16 protein-coding genes are annotated in these 19921 nt (G+C 44.6%); 11 read left to right on the plus strand and 5 right to left on the minus strand.

Translation table 11 applies throughout. The features are described from left to right. Positions 1-4 precede the first annotated feature (4 nt). The gene (locus tag NYE72_RS12105; RefSeq protein WP_038570249.1) at positions 5-310 is read right to left on the minus strand and encodes a rhodanese-like domain-containing protein; all 306 of its coding nucleotides are present in this window, start codon (positions 308-310) and stop codon (positions 5-7) included. A gap of 110 nt (positions 311-420) precedes the next feature. Between NYE72_RS12105 and aroA the strand changes: the two genes are divergently transcribed. From aroA to NYE72_RS12140, 7 genes are all read left to right on the plus strand, one after another. Further along, positions 421-1713: a 3-phosphoshikimate 1-carboxyvinyltransferase gene (gene aroA / locus NYE72_RS12110; RefSeq protein ID WP_036686127.1), complete on the plus strand. Its 1293-nt coding sequence runs from the start codon at positions 421-423 to the stop codon at positions 1711-1713. Positions 1714-1788: 75 nt separating this feature from the next. Continuing rightward, entirely contained in the window at positions 1789-2223 is a 435-nt protein-coding gene (locus tag NYE72_RS12115; protein ID WP_076104783.1) for a CoA-binding protein, read from the plus strand. Positions 2224-2695: 472 nt separating this feature from the next. Further along, positions 2696-3364 (plus strand): hypothetical protein, encoded by a 669-nt coding sequence (locus NYE72_RS12120; RefSeq protein WP_076223889.1) that lies wholly within the window; start codon positions 2696-2698, stop codon positions 3362-3364. 799 nt (positions 3365-4163) lie between these two features. After that, positions 4164-6050, plus strand: a complete 1887-nt coding sequence (locus NYE72_RS12125) for a glucose PTS transporter subunit IIA (RefSeq protein WP_036686132.1) — start codon at positions 4164-4166, stop codon at positions 6048-6050. After that, on the plus strand, positions 6047-7816 hold the full coding sequence (gene ptsP / locus NYE72_RS12130) for a phosphoenolpyruvate--protein phosphotransferase (protein ID WP_036686134.1): 1770 nt from the start codon (positions 6047-6049) through the stop codon (positions 7814-7816). Before NYE72_RS12125 ends, ptsP begins: the two co-directional genes overlap by 4 nt. A gap of 179 nt (positions 7817-7995) precedes the next feature. Continuing rightward, positions 7996-8526: a sigma-70 family RNA polymerase sigma factor gene (locus NYE72_RS12135; RefSeq protein WP_094902125.1), complete on the plus strand. Its 531-nt coding sequence runs from the start codon at positions 7996-7998 to the stop codon at positions 8524-8526. Continuing rightward, a complete protein-coding gene (locus NYE72_RS12140; protein WP_076141718.1) occupies positions 8519-9913 on the plus strand; it encodes a DUF4179 domain-containing protein in 1395 nt (464 codons plus the stop codon). Before NYE72_RS12135 ends, NYE72_RS12140 begins: the two co-directional genes overlap by 8 nt. A gap of 93 nt (positions 9914-10006) precedes the next feature. Here NYE72_RS12140 and NYE72_RS12145 read toward each other — a convergent pair whose 3' ends face one another. Continuing rightward, entirely contained in the window at positions 10007-10531 is a 525-nt protein-coding gene (locus tag NYE72_RS12145) for a type 1 glutamine amidotransferase domain-containing protein (protein WP_036686137.1), read from the minus strand. Positions 10532-10740: 209 nt separating this feature from the next. Here NYE72_RS12145 and NYE72_RS12150 point away from each other — a divergent pair, with 209 nt between their 5' ends. The 3 genes from NYE72_RS12150 to NYE72_RS12160 all read left to right on the plus strand — a co-directional run bounded on the left by NYE72_RS12150 (position 10741) and on the right by NYE72_RS12160 (position 13256). After that, positions 10741-11205 (plus strand): hypothetical protein, encoded by a 465-nt coding sequence (locus NYE72_RS12150; protein WP_076099561.1) that lies wholly within the window; start codon positions 10741-10743, stop codon positions 11203-11205. 252 nt (positions 11206-11457) lie between these two features. Then, entirely contained in the window at positions 11458-12468 is a 1011-nt protein-coding gene (gene ccpA / locus NYE72_RS12155; protein WP_036686140.1) for a catabolite control protein A, read from the plus strand. Positions 12469-12560: 92 nt separating this feature from the next. Continuing rightward, positions 12561-13256, plus strand: a complete 696-nt coding sequence (locus NYE72_RS12160) for a 5'-methylthioadenosine/adenosylhomocysteine nucleosidase (RefSeq protein ID WP_036686141.1) — start codon at positions 12561-12563, stop codon at positions 13254-13256. 3 nt (positions 13257-13259) lie between these two features. Here NYE72_RS12160 and NYE72_RS12165 read toward each other — a convergent pair whose 3' ends face one another. Continuing rightward, on the minus strand, positions 13260-13892 hold the full coding sequence (locus tag NYE72_RS12165) for a GNAT family N-acetyltransferase (protein WP_076141717.1): 633 nt from the start codon (positions 13890-13892) through the stop codon (positions 13260-13262). A 159-nt stretch (positions 13893-14051) separates the two neighbouring features. On the opposite strand from NYE72_RS12165, the gene acsA reads away from it, so the two are divergent. Further along, the gene (gene acsA, locus NYE72_RS12170) at positions 14052-15776 is read left to right on the plus strand and encodes an acetate--CoA ligase (protein WP_036686145.1); all 1725 of its coding nucleotides are present in this window, start codon (positions 14052-14054) and stop codon (positions 15774-15776) included. Positions 15777-15859: 83 nt separating this feature from the next. Here the strand turns inward: acsA and NYE72_RS12175 are convergent, their stop codons facing one another. Together NYE72_RS12175 and rpsD are read right to left on the minus strand one after the other, a co-directional pair. Beyond that, a complete protein-coding gene (locus tag NYE72_RS12175) occupies positions 15860-18772 on the minus strand; it encodes a transglycosylase domain-containing protein (protein WP_051491442.1) in 2913 nt (970 codons plus the stop codon). Positions 18773-19016: 244 nt separating this feature from the next. After that, positions 19017-19616 carry a 30S ribosomal protein S4 gene (gene rpsD, locus NYE72_RS12180; RefSeq protein WP_036686147.1) on the minus strand — a complete coding sequence of 200 codons (600 nt, stop codon included), beginning with the start codon at positions 19614-19616 and terminating at the stop codon, positions 19017-19019. Between the last annotated feature and the right edge of the window lie 305 nt (positions 19617-19921).

The raw sequence follows: 19921 nt of genomic DNA on the forward strand, positions 1-19921 counted from the left end.
GCTTTTAAGAGAGTGTCTCATTCCATTCAATCATACCGCCGCTAAGGTTCGCAGCGTTATAACCAAACTGCTGTAGATATTCGCAGACACGTTGGCTGCGGGCACCGGAACGGCAAATGAAGATCACTTTGGCGTCGCTTGGAATATCCTCAGTACGGTGTGGAATTTCTCCCATAGGGATATGTTGTGCACCTGGAATCATCCCAGAGGCCACCTCTTCGTCTTCGCGAACATCGATGAGTACAAGGTCTTCACCTGTCTCTATACACTGCCGTAATTCTTGCGGTGTGATTTGTGGTACATTATGCATGGGTTTGACCTCTTTTCATCAGAAGAATGGTTTAATGATAACACAAGAACAGAATACCCTGTCAAACGAGCATTACATACCCACTACATCTACTAAGGAGAGTTTATATTATGGACGTTATTGTTAGGCCAACGCCATCTCTACAAGGAGAATTTGGAGCCCTCTCTTCCAAAAACTATACGACACGTTATCTGCTGGTTGCGGCATTGTCTGAAGGAGTAAGTACGATTTATCATCCTGCACATAGTGAGGATAGCGACGCGATCCGTCGCTGCATAGCAGATTTGGGTGCTGTGCTTACAGAGGATGAGGAAAAGATTGTGATTCAAGGCTTCGGACGTCATCCAAAAGACGTTAAAGAACTTAATGTAGGAAATGCCGGAGCGGTGCTGCGTTTTCTTATGGCTGTGGCCGCGTTAAGTCCTGAGGTTACTTTTGTAAATACGTATCCAGACTCATTGGGCAAACGTCCGCATGACGACTTGATTGTGGCGCTGGAACAGCTAGGTGTTCAGGTGGAGCATAATGAAGGGAAATTGCCAATCACGATCCGTGGGGGTAAACCGGTTGGAGGCAGAATTACTGTCTCTGGTGCAGTAAGCTCCCAGTTCTTAAGTGCTCTATTATTCCTGACACCATTGCTTGAAGAAGATAGTGAAATTATTGTCCTCGATGATTTGAAATCGAAGGTTGTCGTGGGCCAGACCTTGGAAGTGTTGGAGCAGGCAGGTATTGTGGTGCACGCTGCGGATGATTACATGTCCTTTAAAGTTCCAGGTCGTCAAGCTTATGCAGCTAAGTCATATACTGTTCAAGGTGACTACCCAGGCTCTGCGGCAATCCTTGCGGCGGCTGCCGTTACAAAGTCGGATGTGAAAATCCACCGTCTTGCAGAACAAAGTAAACAAGGTGAAAGAGCCATTGTTGATGTGCTGCGGATGATGGAAGTTCCTCTTACTCATGAAGAGGGCACAGTACATGTCCAAGGGAACGGTATCCTAAAAGCTGTTGAATTTGATGGAGATGCTGCAACCGATGCGGTATTGGCCATGGTGGCTGCCGCAGTATTTGCAGAAGGCACCTCCCGATTCTACAATGTTGAGAATTTGCGTTATAAGGAATGCGATCGCATTACCGATTACTTAGCAGAATTAACCCGTGCCGGAGCTAAGGTAGAAGAACGCCGCGATGAGATTATTGTTCACGGCATGCCTGAAGGTGTCGAAGGCGGAGTCACCATTAATGCGCATTATGATCACCGCGTAATTATGGCACTATCCGTAGTGGGCTTGCGTGCGCGTAAACCTCTTTTGATTAAGGATGCACATCATGTGGCAAAATCTTATCCGCAATATTTTGATCACTTGCGTGCGCTTGGTGCGAATGTGGAGTGGGTACAATAGGAATAAGGGAGCTAGCGTATCTAGCTTCAGTTAAACAAGGATCAGTAAGTGTAACTATGGAAAGGGGCACTACTTATGAGCTTTGAGAATCCAAGTCGGGAGCAGATCGGAGATATCCTTGCTTCCGCAGGTAACATTGCTGTTGTCGGCTTGTCAGACAAAACAGACCGTACCTCTTATATGGTCGCGGGCGCCATGCAAAGCCGGGGATATCGGATCATTCCCGTTAACCCAACGGTGGATGGTGAGATCCTGGGAGAAAAGTGTTATCACACTTTAGCAGAAATTCCGGAGCCAGTGGACATCGTCAATGTATTCCGTCGAAGCGAACACTGCGCAAAGGTCGCGCAGGAGGCTGCTGACATTGGCGCACGTGTGCTGTGGCTCCAGCAGGGTATAGTTAGCGCAGAAGCCGCTGAAATCGCCGCTGAGCACGGTATGATCGCCATTATGGACCGCTGCATCAAGGTCGAAGAAGCGATCACAATGCATGGGCGTAGCCGGCAGTAGGGTTGGTCATATACTGTTGAACTGAACACTGAGTTAAGTGTGTGGTGATTACAGTTATCGTTGACCAACGGACGTAACAAGGAACTGACGAATAACGAACTAGCTGGTGAAGAATGAACTAGCTGATGAAGAACGAGCTAGCTGGCGAAGAACGGACTAACTGGTGAAGAACGAACTAACTGGTGAAGAACGGACTAACTGGTGAAGAACGAGCTAATTGGCGAAGAACGAACTAGCTGTTATGAATGAGCAAAAGTGCAATAAACTAACTAGGTTTAAATTTATGACGCTGAGGTTATAGCAAACTTAGATGATGGAGATCAGCCAAAGTAAGAGGTATTGTGTAACACAAGGTGCGATTTTTAATGTAACTCGCCTGTTGAGCTAGTTATAATGAGATTAGACGAAGAACGTCCTTTAACCGCTTTTTGCGGTGAAGGGCGTTTTTTTATTTTGTAGGGGAGGCTAGGTTATGGAGTTTGAAGAAGCGCACGGTTTGTTTATCGACCAACATATGAAATCAAGAACAGGTGAAAAAAGAGGGAGGCTGGTTAGAGGCAATAATTTTGCGGAAAAGCTATTTTTGCAGAATGTATGGTGGCCTATGTTTGAGTCCCTAGACGATTTGCATCCAGAATACGAAGTATATGACTGGAATCGCAAATCACAATTTTTGGACTTTGCTTTTCTTCCGCAGACGGGCAGCAGCTTTGGGATCGAGTGTGATGGATATCAAAGCCATGTGAAGGATATGGACCGCGAAAAATTCAACTATTCAGTAAATAGGGACACTTTTTTGACTGGGATGGGCTGGAGGATGATTCATTTTTCTTTTGATGATATCCAGCAACGTCCCGAGGTCTGCCGCATGCTGTTGCAACTGGTGCTGGCGCCTTACTTGGCTCGTAATTTTGCTAGCGTAGCTATTTTGTCTGAGGAAAAAGAGGTTCTGCGTTTCGCTTGGCGTCTCGGTAGACCGGTTCGTCCAAAGGATGTGGCCACGCATTTCTGCATTAATTTCCGTACGGCGCGTCGATTGCTGCAATCATTAAGTGAGAAGGGGTTGCTGAAGCCGGTTAATCAGGGAGAAAGAATTCGGTATTATGAGGTGAAGGCTCTCAGACCAGATCAAATGTGGTAAGAGGATCTTTAGAGTCTGCGCAAGGGAATAATTGCACTTTGTACAACTAAATCGCCGGAATAGTTATCTAAATGCGAAATAGTTGTACTTTGTACACTTAGAACGCATCAAAGATTAGGTTAAGTGGGAAATCACTAAAAATAGTTGTATGAAGTGCAGTTAAAAAGGTGCTTAGAGTAACGTCGATATGAATAGTTGCACAAAGTACACTTAAACTCAGGTGGAATTCCAAACTGTGAGTTTAGGGTATTGGAGCTAATGGGGGGAGAAAAGTTCGATGTTATGAAGCGAGGGCTCTGAGATCAGACCAGACCAGACTAGACCAGACCAGACCAGACCAGACCAGACCAGATCAAATCAAATCAAATCCAATCCAATCAGGTATGCTAGGGACATCTATAGGACAGCTGCGCAAGGGAATAATTGCACTTTATACAACTAAAACGCTAAAATAGCTATCTAAATGCGAAATAGTTGCACTTTGTACACTTAGAACGCATCAAAGATTAGATGAAGTGGAAAATCACTAAAAATAGTTGTATAAAGTGCAGTTAAAAAGGTGCTCAGAGTAACGTCGATAGGAATAGTTGCACAAAGTACACTTAAACCCGATTCTGACTCTGTAGTATTAATAGCCCCACGTAAATACCAGCCGTTCTATGAATTCTAATGAATAAATGTTTAGTGGAAAGTGAGAATATTTGTTTTAAAAATGTAACGTGAAGATCTCATGAGTTTCTTTTGACAAAAATCCCCGCAGCGCTTACCATTCAATATAGAAAGAAAGGAGAGGGTAGCCTTGAATTGGCTCGGATCATTGCAGCAATTGGGCAGAGCCATAATGCTTCCTACCATGGTACTGCCGGCGGCAGCCATTTTGCTGAGTTTGGGCAGCTTACCTTGGTCTGCATGGGGACTTTCTTCGGTGTCTGAAGTGGCTACTTACGCGGGGCAGGCAATATTTTATTATATGCCTTATTTGTTCGCTGTAGGTGTAGCATGGGGTTTATCCAATCAAGCCGGAACGGCGGGGCTTGCAGCGCTGGCTGGGATGTTCACTTACGACCGAATTGTCACCCAAATGGGAGACGGGCTTGTACAACCTGCAACACTAATCGGAATTTTGCTGGGGATCGTTGCCGGTGTCGCGCAAAACCGGTTTAAAAATATTAAGCTTCCAGAGGCGATCCAGTTTTTTGGAGGGTCGCGTTTTGTTTTGCTGTTCATGGGCTTATTTTCTGCCGGGTTCGCGTGGGTAATGTTAGGAATATCTCCGCTGCTGCAGATTGGGCTGGATAATCTTTTTCAGGGAATATTGCAGACGGGCGGGTTTGGTGTTTTTATCTATGGGGTCCTATATAGGGTTCTGACCGCTTTTGGACTACATCATATTCTTAATAATGTGTTTTGGTTTCAATTTGGGAATTTTACGACTCCTGATGGCAGTGCTGTGGTTCAGGGGGATTTGCCGCGTTTTTTTGCAGGCGATCCTACGGCGGGGATTTTTATGGCGGGGTTGTTTCCGATTATGATGTTTGCGCTGCCTGCCATTGCTTTTGCAATTATTCAGGAAGCGCGCGAGGATTTGAAGCCCAAGATTAAAAAGACTTTTGTACGGGCGGCGTTGGTTTGTTTTCTGACCGGGGTTTCGGAGCAGATCGAATTTGCATTTTTATTTGCTTCTCCGTATTTGTTCGCGGTACATACTGTAATGTCCGGTCTCGCAATGGTACTGACCTACATGCTGGGAATCCATCACGGGTTCTCCTATTCGGCTGGAGCCATCGATTTCTTCTTGAACATGCATTTATCACAGAGGGCTTGGCTGCTGATTCCGATTGGTATCGGCTATGGGATTGTATACTATAATTTATTTCGCTGGGCGATTCGCCGTTTTCAGATCCCGACACCGGGGCGTGAAGAAGGTTCAGAGCTTGGGGATTGGGCCGGCAATATCCCTTATCAGGCACCGCTAATCTTAGAGGCGCTTGGGGGCAAGGAGAATATTGTACAAGTGCAGTCCTGTATCACCCGTCTGCGGCTTACGGTTCATAATGACCGATATATAGATACTGGAGCGCTTAAAGGTTTGGGTTCCGCAGGGATTATCAAGCTGGGCGGCGGAAATGTCCAGGTAGTATTTGGCACGTATTCTGAACTGATCCGCGAGGAGATTAACAAGCTTATGCTTCGTGATTTGCCGCAGGTGCTGTTCAGTTCGCCAATGCAGGGCAGAATGATGCCTATCGAGGAAGTGCCTGATCACATTTTTGCAGCTAAGCTAGTGGGCGATGGGGTTGCATTTTTGCCGGAAAAAGGGGAACTTACTTCACCCGTATTCGGGAAAGTTATGCACGTCTATCCTACAATGCATGCCGTGGGTATTTCGACGCCGGAAGGGCTGGAAGTACTCATGCATATAGGGATCGACACTTCACAGCTCAAGGGACCCTTTGAGGCGGTTGTAAAAGAAGGCGACAGCGTGGAGCCAGGTCAATTGCTTGTTAAATTCGACCTCGCTTATTTGCGTGAACATGCGGCCTCATTGGCTACACCGATGGTGATCACGAATCCTGATCGGGTCAAATCATGGAGCTATGCTCCATTTAAAAATGTTAAAAAGGGGCAATCATCAGTAATGTCCGTAGTCTTACACGAAAGTAACGTTGGAGGGATTGAAGGATGATACAAGGCATAGGCGCAGCAGCAGGTGTAGCTATCGGGAAGGCCTTTGTCTTGCCGAACTGGGAATGGAGCTTACCGGATACACAAGTGAACCCAGTGGATCTAGCTAAGGAGTTTGAGCGTTTATACGAAGGTATCCGTACCTCTAAGGACGAGATTGAATTCATCAAAAAAGAGTTCAGAGAAGTGGTAGGTCCGGAGGAATCGAGTATTTTTGATGCTCATCTGGCGATCTTAGATGATCCTGTGTTCATGAGTGAAATCCGCGGGATCATTGAACGCCAGTACAAAGCGGCAGAAGTAGCTGTGAAAGAAGCGATTGATCATTTTGTAGCGATGTTTGATCTGCTAGACGATGAGTACATGAAGGAGCGGGCGGTTGATATCAAGGATGTCGGAAACCGTCTTTTAAAACATCTTTTAGGCGCTCCAGAGGTTACGTTACCATCGGATACACAGCCATATATTCTTGTTGCGAAGGAGTTGTCTCCTTCCCAGCTAGCTCACTTGAATCCAACTTATGTTCTAGGTATTGTCACCATGATGGGCGGTAAAACCTCACATTCCTCCATTATGGCTCGTGCGCTAGGCATTCCGCTTGTAGCGGGCTTGGAGAATAATCTGTCTAATCCTATTCAGACCGGGGACATGCTTGTGATCGACGGCGATACCGGATCTGTACAAATCCACCCAGATGAACTTACGATAAATGAATATGTAGCGATTCGGGATAAACAGCATAAAAAGAAAGAGCAGCTGGAACTGCTCGCCACCGTGGAGGCTGTCACCAAGGATGGTGTGAACCTGCGACTTGCCGGCAATATCAGTTCAGTTAAAGAACTCAACATAGCACTTAAGTATGGTGCTGAAGGTGTAGGCCTGTTCCGTACCGAGTTTCTTTATATGGACCGCAGATCTTTCCCAACTGAGGATGAACAATTTGAAGTGTATAAACAGGTTGTCGAGAAGGTGGGCAACAACACTGTAGTGATTCGTACGCTGGATATTGGCGGGGACAAGCAGTTGGATTATATCCAGCTGCCTGAAGAACAGAATCCTTTCCTTGGTTATCGGGCGATTCGCATCAGCTTGGATCGATTGGATATGTTCAAAACCCAGCTAAGTGCCATTTTGCGGGCAAGTGCATACGGGAATGTAAAGTTAATGTTTCCGATGATTTCTTCCGTAGAGGAAGTGCAGGCGGCAAAAGCTGTTTTAGAAGAAGTGAAAGCTGAGCTGGAGCAACGAGATATCCCTTTTAACCGGAATCTTCCTGTGGGTATTATGATTGAAGTTCCGGCGGCGGTTATGATTGCGGATTTATTGGCTGAGGAAGTTGACTTTTTCAGTATCGGCACTAATGATTTGGTTCAATATGTGTTAGCGGTAGACCGTATGAATGAACAAATTGCTCATATGTATCATCCGTACCATCCAGCGGTTCTGCGAATGATCCGTATGACGGTAGAAGCGGCACGTAATGCCAAGATTGATATCAGTGTATGTGGTGAAATGGCGGCGGATGAGCGTTCTTTGCCTCTTTGGCTGGAGCTGGGAATTAGAGATCTCAGCATGTCGCCGCAGGCGCTGCTGAAGGTTAAACACCGCACACTGAACACATTGGCCAAGGATGCCAAAAGAATTGCCAAAGCGTGTTTCCATCATCGTACAAGCTCAGAGACGGAAGAAATGTTAACTGCGTTTGCGCAAAAAAGTGGCCTTACGCTTGGATCAAGCGGAGAACTACAGGAGAAAGCCTCATCCTAAAGTTACTGTAACTTTTATTCAATTCATATCAAGGTTCGGCATTCTTGCCGAGCCTTTTTCTATATTTATGACATACTTTTAAAAAAACAAAACCGTTTACCCTGCAGCGCAGTCAATACATAGAGAGAGTTACACAGAACCGATTTAGGAATAAAGGCAAGGGGGGAGGCAGGCCGAAAATGGATCACATTATAAATGATGAAATGGAAATGGCCGCTACGGACGAAGAGCTGTTTTATGAGCAAGTGGCTGGACAGAAAAGAAAACTTTATAGCATTGCCTACAGCTATTTGCGAAATGAAGCGGATTCGCTGGAGGTTTTGCAGGAGGCAACCTGCCGCGCATGGATTAAACGAAAGAGCTTAAAAGACGCGGAGCGGTTCGCTCCTTGGTTAACACGTATTTTGATTAATTGCTGTAATGATGAGCTGAAGCGCCGAAAGAGGAACACAGTCGCAGAAGCTGCTCGAAGTGATGAGGGAATCATGGAGATGAAAAGTGACCGCAGACTGGACATGGAACAAGCGCTGGATGGAGTGAAACCCAAATATCGCCAAGTGCTGGTGCTCAAATATTACAAGGATATGACCCTTGCCGAAATTGCAGAGGTGCTGGATAAACCAGAGGGCACAGTGAAGACATGGCTGAATAAAGGATTAAAACAATTGCGTGACAAAATGAAGCGGAAGGGGGAGCTATTTTATGGCTGAGTCTGAAGAAAAGCTGCTTAAGGATTATTTTCAGAAAATCGATGCGGAGGCAGAAGAAATTTTGGATGTAAAACTGGACACTGCGATCCGCAGGGGGATGCAGCAAGGGAACCGTACACGTTTGTCTTTTAGTAAAAGGTACGCTGTTGTTGTATTGGTGGTCTTGGCATTCGCCTTACTTATAATTGTGCCTTGGGCAAATCAGATGATAAATCCCGTACGTGCACAATTACCTCCAAAAAGCTGGGGCCAGCTTGAATTGTTTAGACCCGTTATTGCTAATAATCTGACGATTAAATCAGCACTTGATGCAGGGATGATGAAGGAGGTAAGTATCTCTTCTTCTGAGGTGGATGGGATAACATGGACTGTTAACGGAATCATTGCAGATCGAAGAGGCATTGCAGTGCTTTATACAATCCAGAATAATACGGATCAGAAGATGCGTCTTTTTGGCTTGTCTTTGAAAAAGACTCCAGAGGATAAATACCACCTTAGTGGATACAGCGGGTTTAGCACTTCTAATGCACAAGAGGTTGGGTCCCCTGGGACGACTCGTATGTATGAGCAAATCGTCTGGGATAAATATCAGGATGAGATACCAGAGGAGTTGAATATCACATTATCGCTTTTTCCAGATGCTCTTAGTCAAGTTTTTAATAACAAGGATATAAAAGAAATGGGTGTCAAAATTCCACTGGAAGCCGATAACAATTATTTTCAAGGAGAACTTGTTGATTTGAAGGATAGTCTGTCTATCGGTGGACAGAAAATTATAATGGACCAGGTTTATATTGGACCTACGGGTATTTATATGCGGGAAACCTTTGGCAGAGAGAATACAATGAGGATTTTTAGTTTGCTTTCACCTAAGCTTGTCCTCGGAAAAGGGGGTCATCAAGAGGAACTAATGCGGGCAAGTGGATCGAATATTTACCACAATGACAATATGAGACCTAATGATCCAATCAAACTTGAAGTTGAAGGAATCTCTGCTCTAGATCAATCAGAGGTCGAGCTTGTGATTAACACGGAAACGCAGCAGATTTTAAAGGCACCGGATAACTCTCTCTCGATTTCCAAACGGACCGCGGACGAAGAGCAGGGGATTATAGTATTGGATTTATTGATTCCCAAAAAAGTTGAGGAGTTGCATGAAGCAACCGGTTTTGGGATAGACGATAATTTTGTGGATAGCGCTGGAAGCGGACATTGGCTTGTACATGATAATTACTCCGGATATAGAGAGTATAGAGAGGATGCTAAAGGAACTACAATAACTTATTTTCTTAACGTGGGTAAAGAAAAGCTGCCTCAACCTTTGACCTTTAGGTTTACAAATTATCCAAATATGATCATGGAGACGGATTCTATGCGGATCAGGTAATAATTTGGAATTTTAAACGCCTCAAATCAAAAGCCCTGCTCCTCAAATTGTGAGAAACAGGGCTTGTTTGATTTTAAACTATATACCTATTGTTTATTCCCCAGCAAGTGCATCGCAAAAGGCTTTGCCGTATGGCGGAAGATCTGGCGGGCGGCGAGCGGAAATGATATGTCCATCCGTAACTACAGCCTCATCCTTCCAGATGGCTCCGGCATTCTCCATGTCATCACGGATGCCCGGCGTGGAGGTGACGGTTACACCTTCCAGAATTTTAGCAGAAATTAATACCCAGCCTGCATGGCAGATCTGCCCAATTGGTTTTTTAGCCGCATTAAAATCCTGTACTAGCTTTAGAACGGCACTGTATCTACGGATTTTATCAGGAGCCCAGCCGCCTGGAACCAAAATCCCATCATAATCTGCGGCATTAAGCTCGTCCCAGGAGTATTCTGCTTTAGCAGGTACGCCATATTTACCGACGTACGTCTTATTTTTTTCCAGACCTGCCAAGTGAACCTCGGCACCTTCTTCTCTCACCCGATACACGGGATACCAGAGCTCCAAATCTTCAAATTCATCGTCTACGAGTGCTATCACCTTTTTACCGGCTAGTCTCATTTAGTTAAGCTCCTTTCGATTCCCATGATTCTTTCATTATTCTATCAAATTTAAAATATGAAGTCATCTTTAGGGATGTAAATTATAGACAAATTGCCAATTTAATCATTATATGCAATAAAGGAGGGTTTTAATCGAGTGGAGTCGAATATAGAAGTTGAAAAAGTCAAACTTTGTGCTTTATTAATTTTGTGCAAGAGGTGTAGAAGATGTATAAAGATAATTTGATGGAGAAGTTGTGCAGTTGTGGTGGCCTCATGAACTTACATATGCATTCTTTGATTTTTAATACGAAGATGAAGATTACGCATGTTCCTGTCTATACCTGCCCAGAATGCGCTAGTTATGAACCTTTGCAGTTTATTAAAGCAGATCTAGGCAAATTAGTAAAAGAACTCAGTGGAGATGATCCGGGAAAAGATTTTTTGTTTACGGAGAGAAATGAATTGGCCAGTGTATTAAAAGAATCCTTGTCAGAAACTATAATAGGGGGAATATTAGAACTAGAGGCGATAATCCGAGAGAGGATTCAGACCCGAGTCGATATGCTTCTCGATATCTATCGTTTAGCTGAGAAGCTGTCAGACCAACACTGGATGGAAGAAACTAGTCGAAGATTGTCTCAATTAACCTTCCAAATGACTGAAAATGAAGATTATAAAAAAATTGTGTGAAAATAATGAAAATTTTTCACGGAATGTTGGATTTTTCACTCACTTTTTGTTACGATAGATAGAAGTTACATTATTGATGCTCTTGGACAGGTTAACCAGCACTGGTCACAATTTTAATCCAGGGTGACGTTTTCAGCCTTGAAAGAAATTTTGGAAGGAAAATGAAGCGTTATCATTGCACAAATGTACAAAGTGTCGTATCATATTTTTAATTAGTCGAACGATAAAATTTATCGCAATGGAGAGAGTAATTTGACGGTAACCATTTACGATGTAGCTCGAGAAGCAGGCGTATCTATGGCTACGGTATCACGGGTTGTGAATAATAACCCTAACGTGAAACCGCAGACCCGGAAGAAAGTTTTTGAAGCGATTGAACGTTTGGGATATCGTCCCAATGCCGTGGCAAGAGGTCTTGCCAGTAAGAAAACGACAACCGTTGGGGTTGTCATCCCTGATATTTCAAACTCGATTTTTGCAGAAATTGCACGCGGGATTGAAGATATCGCGAACATGTATCATTACAATATCATATTGTGTAACGCGGATAAGCGTAAAGAGAAAGAAATTCGTGTCATTAATACCCTTTTGGAGAAACAGGTCGATGGTCTGCTCTTCATGGGGGGTACAGTAACTGACGAACATATTCAAGCTTTCCAGACTTCTGCAGTTCCGATTGTTCTATGTGCTACACGGGATGAGAAGGGAACTTATCCTTCCGTTGACATCGATCATGAAACCGCTGCTTTTGATGCTGTGAACACATTGATTCGTCACGGTCATCGTGAGATTGCTATGATCAGTGGCACACTGCAGGATCCTGCAAATGGATATGCACGTTTCCATGGTTACAAGAAAGCACTGGAACAGGCAGGAATCGAGTACCAAGAGGATTTGGTACGCATCGGTAACTACCGCTATGAATCTGGTGTAGAAGCAATGAAGTATTTCCTTGGACTCAAGAAGAAACCAACCGCTATTTTTGCGGCAACGGATGAAATGGCTATTGGCGCCATTCACAGTATTCAAGATGAAGGTCTGAAGGTACCGGATGATTTCTCCATTATTAGTGTGGATAACATTCGTATGGCTTCGATGGTTCGTCCTTTGCTGACAACCGTAGCTCAGCCTATGTACGATTTGGGCGCGGTTGCGATGAGACTTTTGACCAAGCTTATGAAGAAAGAAACCGTTGAGAATCCGCGGGTTATCCTGCCTCATGAAACGATTCTCCGCTTGTCGGTTAATCATCTGAATAAGTAATTTAAGAACTGAACAGTTATTCCGTAAAAAGCTCCTTATGGAGCTTTTTATGTTTTTATTTATTAAACAAATCATCAAAGGAGGCATTTGCTGTGAGTGAAATCATCGGATTAATCGGAGCGATGGATGAAGAAATTAAGCTGCTTCTAGAAGGCATGGAGGACAAGCGGACAAAAGTTAAAGCAGGTATACAATATTACATAGGAAATATATTAGGCAAATCCGTAGTGCTCTGTAAATCTGGGGTGGGTAAAGTAAATGCAGCAGTTACGACTCAGCTTCTAATTGATAATTTTGGCGTATCCCGTGTGCTGTTTACGGGGGTTGCTGGTGCTGTACATCCTGAATTGAATATTGGAGATATTGTTATATCGTCTACATGTGTACAACATGACATGGATGCTACGGGGCTTGGATTCGCAAGAGGCGAAATTCCTTATCAGGAGACTTCCGTCTTCCAGGCAGACCCTGCGTTAGTACAGCTTGCTGAGAAGGCATGCAATGAGTTAGGTCAAAAGTACTTGATAGGCAAAGTGTTATCTGGTGATCAATTCATTTCTAATGCGGAGATGGTAGCTGAATTAAGAGAGCAAATGGATGGAGCTTGTGTGGAAATGGAAGGGGCGGCGGTTGCCCAAGTCTGTCATATGAACGCCACGCCCTTTGTCATCATTCGCTCGATGTCAGATAAGTCTGATGGATCAGCTGAGGTGAATTTCAGAGAATTTACAGTACAATCTTCACAACGCTCGCATTCCATATTAGAATTTATGCTGCAGCATATTTAATGCTCAATACATGAAACGTTGTCTAAAACGTACTCTGTCAAAGGTCTCCTGAGAGGACATGGGCACCTCTTGTCCAATGCGAACCATTAGGCAGTTAGCGGGATGTGAGCAGATTTCCGGATCATCCGTAGCATACCAAACCATATTAACGGTCTTCATCAGGCGTTCCATCATTTGGCGATAGGCCCACACGTTCAGCCCACTGCCTTTTAAATCCCAGTGCCAATAATACTCTGTTGTAAAAACAATACAATTCTCTAATTGCTCCCGTTCAAAAGCAGTAGAAATCAGCAGCCGGCCTAGTCCGGCCCCTCTATAATCATTACTCACCTCTATTGCTCCAAGCTCAATAAGATCCTCCATCCCACCCTGTGACCATAACTCCATTTCATCTGGATAATGGAAGGTCACATAGCCCACTATGACATCATTCTCTACCGCAGTAATCACACGGCCTTCTGGCAAGCTGGCGATCTCTACGAGCGCCTCTTGCTGCTCTAATGGCCTGCGAAAAGCATCTAGATCCTGATGCATATGCAGGGCTTCAAGGTCCTCAGGAGATCGGGGTCCGCTCACAGTTATCGTTCTACCCATATAGGAGAGAGTATGGGAAATAGGGATTTTGCGATGCTCCATGACAGTGCTCCTTTCAGATCAAAAAAATGGTATGTAAACGCTTGCTATGGTATACTAATTCAGACATAAAAAATTCACATTCACTGCATTGACATCATTATTTAAAACATGAGTCTTACCCTTAAAGCTTAAATCAAACGAGTGAGGGAGGCAAGAGTGATGGGTCAAGTCCATAGCGAAATTTTGCCGGGTCGTGTGCAGAGCTCCAATATGTCTGATTATGCGGAGGCAGTAGCCAATTTTGAGTGGGAGGATGTTGAACGTAATTTCTCATGGTATGAAACCGGCAAGGTTAATATGGCCTATGAAGCCGTTGATCGCCATGTTGATGAAGGGCGGGGAGCGGCAACGGCCCTACTCTACAGTGACACTGTACGGGAAGAATCCTATACATTTACCGATCTGCAGGAACGGTCGAATCGGTTCGGAAATGTATTGCGTAAATATGGCATCGGTAAAGGAGATAGGGTATTTATTTTTATGCCTCGCCAACCGGAACTGTATTTCAGTCTGCTAGGTATTCTCAAAATCGGAGCCATAGCAGGACCCTTGTTCGAAGCCTTCATGGAAACAGCAGTTAAGGATCGTTTGGAGGATAGTGGAGCCGTTGCGCTGGTAACTACGCCTGAATTGCTGCATCGGGTCAAGCGAGAAGAGCTTCCGGAGCTTCGTCATATTTTTCTAGTAGGTGGAGCAACAGATATTGAGCAAGGAAACTTAGGGTTCGCAGAAGAGATGGCTAACGTTTCTGCTGATCTTAATTTAGAATGGCTTGATTTGGATGACGGCCTTATTATGCATTATACATCTGGTTCTACAGGAAAGCCCAAAGGCGTTTATCATGTGCATAGAGCAATGATTCAACATTATTATACAGGCAGAGTAGTGCTAGATCTACGTCAAGACGATATATACTGGTGTACGGCAGATCCTGGCTGGGTGACCGGAACTTCATACGGCATATTTGCCCCTTGGTTAAACGGGGTGACCAATGTAGTTAGAGGCGGCCGCTTTAGTCCTCAGGATTGGTATAAGACAATCGAACGGAATAAGGTATCTGTATGGTACAGCGCACCTACAGCTTTTCGTATGTTGATGGGTGCAGGGGAGCACTCCTTACAGGGGATTGATTTAAGCAGCTTGCGCCATGTTCTATCGGTTGGTGAACCGTTAAATCCGGAAGTGGTGCGGTGGGGAGATAAATTTTACAATCAGCGTATACATGATACTTGGTGGATGACTGAAACAGGGGCACAATTGATTTGTAATTATCCGGCAATGGATATCAAACCAGGCTCAATGGGCCGTCCGTTACCGGGGATTGAAGCAGCGATTCTGGATGATCGGGGAAATGTTCTTCCACCGTTCTCTATGGGGAATCTTGCGATAAAAACTCCGTGGCCGTCCATGATGAAAACGATCTGGAACAATCAGACGAAGTATGAGGAATATTTCCGGATTCCTGGCTGGTACATTTCTGGCGATTCCGCTTATATGGATGACGAAGGATATTTCTGGTTTCAGGGACGAATTGATGATGTTATCAACTCTTCTGGTGAGCGTATTGGGCCATTTGAAGTGGAGAGCAAATTAGTGGAACATCCGGCAGTGGCAGAAGCGGGTGTAATCGGCAAACCGGATCTTGTGCGGGGTGAGATTATTAAGGCTTTTATCTCGCTTAGAGAAGGTTATACTCCAACTGCTGCTCTGAAAGAGGAGATCGCCGCTTTTGTCAAAGCGGGCCTGTCTGCACATGCTGCGCCGCGAGAAATCGAGTTTAAGGATAAACTACCGAAGACACGATCAGGTAAAATCATGCGGCGTGTACTGAAGGCATGGGAGCTGCATCTTCCGACAGGAGATCTATCCACGATTGAGGATTAGAATGAATTGTAAAAAAACACCGTCCCCGGATGAATCCATGGGAACGGTGTTTTGCTGTGTAAAGTTATTTATTAATCTTTGGGCTAACGTGTCCCTGCATTATTACCTGCTGTGGGATTATTACTGCCCCCAGTACTGTTACCTCCACCGGCTGGTGTTTCCGTCGGTAGCGGGAGAATGTTACCTGGATCCTCAATAATGTCTCCTGGTGTCGTCTCAGGCTCTGTAGGCGGCTCTGTGCCAGGTTGTTGATCAGGTGTAGGAGTTGCTTCTGGTGTTGGTGTAATCCCTCCAGCAACGCTGCCAGAAGCCGTCTCATTACCTGCAACATCCACGGCGGTTACATAGAAGGTTGCATTAGCACTTGCCGGTGTACCCGGCGTGAATACCTTGTTCTCATCTGCCATGAGTATAGATTGCTTTTGGAAAGAACCTCCATTTAATGAACGATATAAGCGGTATCCCACAACATCTGCCGAGCTGCTAGCGGAGAAGCTGATGACCGCTTTACCAGTGCTATAAGAGACGTTAACATTTCCAGGAGCAGCAGGGGAAGCCCCGTCGTCCACTCGTGGATCAACTTCTGTTGGGAAATCCGTCTTGGCATCGGCTGGCATATAATACTCCAGTGATTTATGATCCTTCATCTTAGGGAAGGCAGCCAGGAGTTCTTTGACGAGTTCCTGTATCGGCTTCTCACGTTTAACGACAATTTTTTCCTTTAGGAACTCCTCTGGAGTACCTTCCAACGGGATATAATTGACGCCTTTGTAAGTAATATACTTGGCTTTGGAAATCCCGTCGTCGCTCTCTTTTGGCACATATTTTGTATTAAATATATCCGTTGTGAATTTATCAGTCAGAGATGTTGGCAGTTTGCCGCTATATGCTGAAACTGTCTTTTTGATAATTCCTTCAGGCTGTGCAAATTTGTCTGTGACGAATAGTTCCGGCTGCTTATCAATGACAGCATTCAATACTTTTGCCCATAATGTTTGGGCTTGACGTTTTTGTGTATCTCCCGTAAGGGTGTTGATTTGCTCTTTGTAACCGACCCACATTCCCAATGTGACATCAGGAGTGTAGCCCATAAACCATACGTCCCCATAATTCTGGGTAGATCCAGTCTTACCGACAATCGGAATTTCTTTAGAGTGTTTGTATGCTCTTTTTACGGTGCTGGCTGTACCCTCTGTAATTACAGTTCGCAGCATATCTGTCATTAGGTAAGCTGTTTGCTTAGAGAATACTTGCTCAGGATTAACCTTGTGCTGATAGATAATTTTGCCCTCTGAATTGACGATTTTCTCAATCATGTAGGCATCATTAAAGGCTCCCTGGTTGCCGATAGCGGAATAGGCATTGGTTAACTCTTCTACGGATACACCGTATTTGAGACCGCCTATAACCCCAGTCTGCGCGCTGTAATCATCATCTGTGAGGGTGGTGATCCCCAGCTTTTTAGTAAAGGCCCAAGATTTCTCTATTCCGACCTTTTCATTAAACAGCTTAAGCGCAGGCAAGTTGAGCGATTTATTAAGTGCGTAACGGGCAGTGACCAGACCTTGATAGCGGTTATTGGCATTCTTGGGAATATGGAATCCTTTTCCGCCGTCTTTTAGAATAATTGGCGCGTCATCCACAATCCCGGCAGGCTGAATCAGCCCTGCATCTAAGGCTGGTAAATAAGCTGAAATTGGCTTCATAGTCGATCCGGGCTGACGGATCATTTGGGTAGCATAATTCATCTGCTCAATATTGAAGTCGCGGCCCTCAATCATGCCGAGAATGGCTCCCGTTTTGTTATCAATTAACATGCCAGCCGTCTGTTCCATACCTTTGGTTTTGCTGTCTTTAGTAAAATTATTGCTGTCTTCTGAGACACTATGCATTGCATTGTAAACTTTTTTATCAATAGTTGTGTAGACTCGATAACCGCCGGTCATGAGCTGCTGTCTTGCTTCTTCAAGTAACACGGCATTGTCAGTAGTGCTATTGGCATCCGTTGTGCCATTTTTCTCTTCATTCAATGATAGAAGGATCTCGGATGCTTTACGCTCAGTCTCCATCATCAGGTATGGATATGTAGCATAGGCTTTTTTGGTATGTGGCGCCAGAGAACTCTTGATATCAAATTTAAGGGCTTCATCATATTGAGAGGTAGTGATCTTATTCTCCTCAAGCATACGACGAAGTACAAGATGTTGGCGGTCCATAGCTCTGTTGAAAGCTTTTTCGTTGAATTCACCTATGCCATTAAATGCAGAATAAGCAGAAGGGAGCTGCGGAAGACCAGCCAAATACGCTGCTTGAGCGACATTCAATTTGTCCAGATCGTCTAGACCGAATATCCCCTTGGCTGCTGCTTTAATCCCGAAAACATTGTAGCCATTCGAACCATTGCCGAAAGGAACCTTATTTAGATAAGCCGTTAATATTTCTTGCTTGGTCAAGAAGCGTTCCAATCTAAGAGAAAGTAGAATTTCTTTTACTTTACGATCTTCTGTCCGATCCAGATTCAGGAATACACGTCTTGCGAGCTGCTGGGTGAGTGTACTGCCTCCGGTCTGAACGGATTCGTTGAGAAGCTTTTGTTTGACGGCACGCAAGGTGCCTTTGAAATCCACGCCATTATGCTCATTAAAATTATTGTCCTCTATTGCGAGAACTGCATCGATAATAAGCTGGGGGATATCGTTGAATTCAATGAGCCTTCGGTCTTCTTCTGTCCGAAGCTGGCCGATCGGTGCGCCGTCTCGGAAATAAGCGAATCCGGTGATCGCATTTTGACTGACCTGCTGCTGAATCATTTCTTCGGAGCGAACAGGTTCATCCTTCACAATGGAAGCGACATAGCCTGCTACAGCACCACCGGCAAATAGAACGCCTATTATTCCAAGAATAAACATCCACTTAACTACAGAACCGAACCTGCTTAGGGCGGATCTGCGGGGTGAAGGCTTCTTAGCGTTTTTTTTCTTGTTCTCTTGAGCCATCGACGATAATTCCTCCTTTTAACGGAATTATTATAGCATAAATTGGCGTTTTTGAATGCGCTTCTACCTGATTCTCATGGTCTTAAGATTCGACTTTTGTGCAAAAATTATAAATAAAGTAATTTAGGGTATGATTTGCGAAAGCGTAATAGGCAACAAACGGCTTGGAATTTAGAATATAGACATAACAAAAAGCCCCCGGATTAATCCGGAGGCTTCGGTCATACCCGCTAAAAGCGAGATATTAACGGTTGTAGAACTCGACGATTTGTTTCTCATCGATATCCTGGGAAAGCTCGGAACGTTCTGGCAAACGGATATATTTACCTTCGAAAGATCCTTCAGCATATTCCAGGTAAGCTGGAAGGTGGTTACGGTTAGCAAGAGCTTCTTTGATGGAAGCCATGCCTTGGCTCTTCTCGCGAAGACCGATAACGTCGCCCAAGCTTACACGGTAAGAAGCGATGTCGACTTTTTTGCCGTTTACAGTTACGTGTCCGTGGGAGACCAACTGACGTGCTCCAGCACGGGAGTTAGCAAATCCAAGACGGTAAACTAGGTTGTCCAAGCGGCTTTCAAGCAAGAACATGAAGTTTTCGCCCGCAAGACCTGGAAGTTTTTGTGCTTTAGCGAAGAGAGTACGGAATTGTTTCTCTCCTAAGCCGTACATGTGACGCAGTTTTTGTTTTTCCAAAAGCTGCATTCCGTAGTTACTTACTTTTCTGCGTTGGTTAGCGCCGTGTTGTCCTGGTGGGAAAGGGCGTTTCAGGTCTTTGCCTGTACCGCTAAGGGAAATGCCCAGACGGCGGCTGAGTTTGAATTTAGGTCCGGTGTAACGTGCCATGTTATAGTAGACTCCTTTATATTTGAAATTTCAGGTTAGGGCTCTATTTGCGCCGCATTTCGTATCCGTGATTAGCATTATTGGCTTCCACACTACCAGGGAAGTTCAGCCGCTGCCCTGGCAGTAACGAAATGCGTGAGGGTGACACAACGTTACGCCCAAGTAAGACTTGTTACAGTCTTGTTCAACAATAAATATTATATGAAAGTAGTATATAAAGTCAAGCGCATATTAAAAGAGTTTTTGTCATTCTTTGTCGTTAGTTCTTTGGTCCTAAAAAAAATCCCGGAAATAAGGAAAATATA

It is taken from the genome of Paenibacillus sp. FSL L8-0333, assembly GCF_037965665.1.
GTDB classification, from domain to species: domain Bacteria; phylum Bacillota; class Bacilli; order Paenibacillales; family Paenibacillaceae; genus Paenibacillus_AQ; species Paenibacillus_AQ odorifer.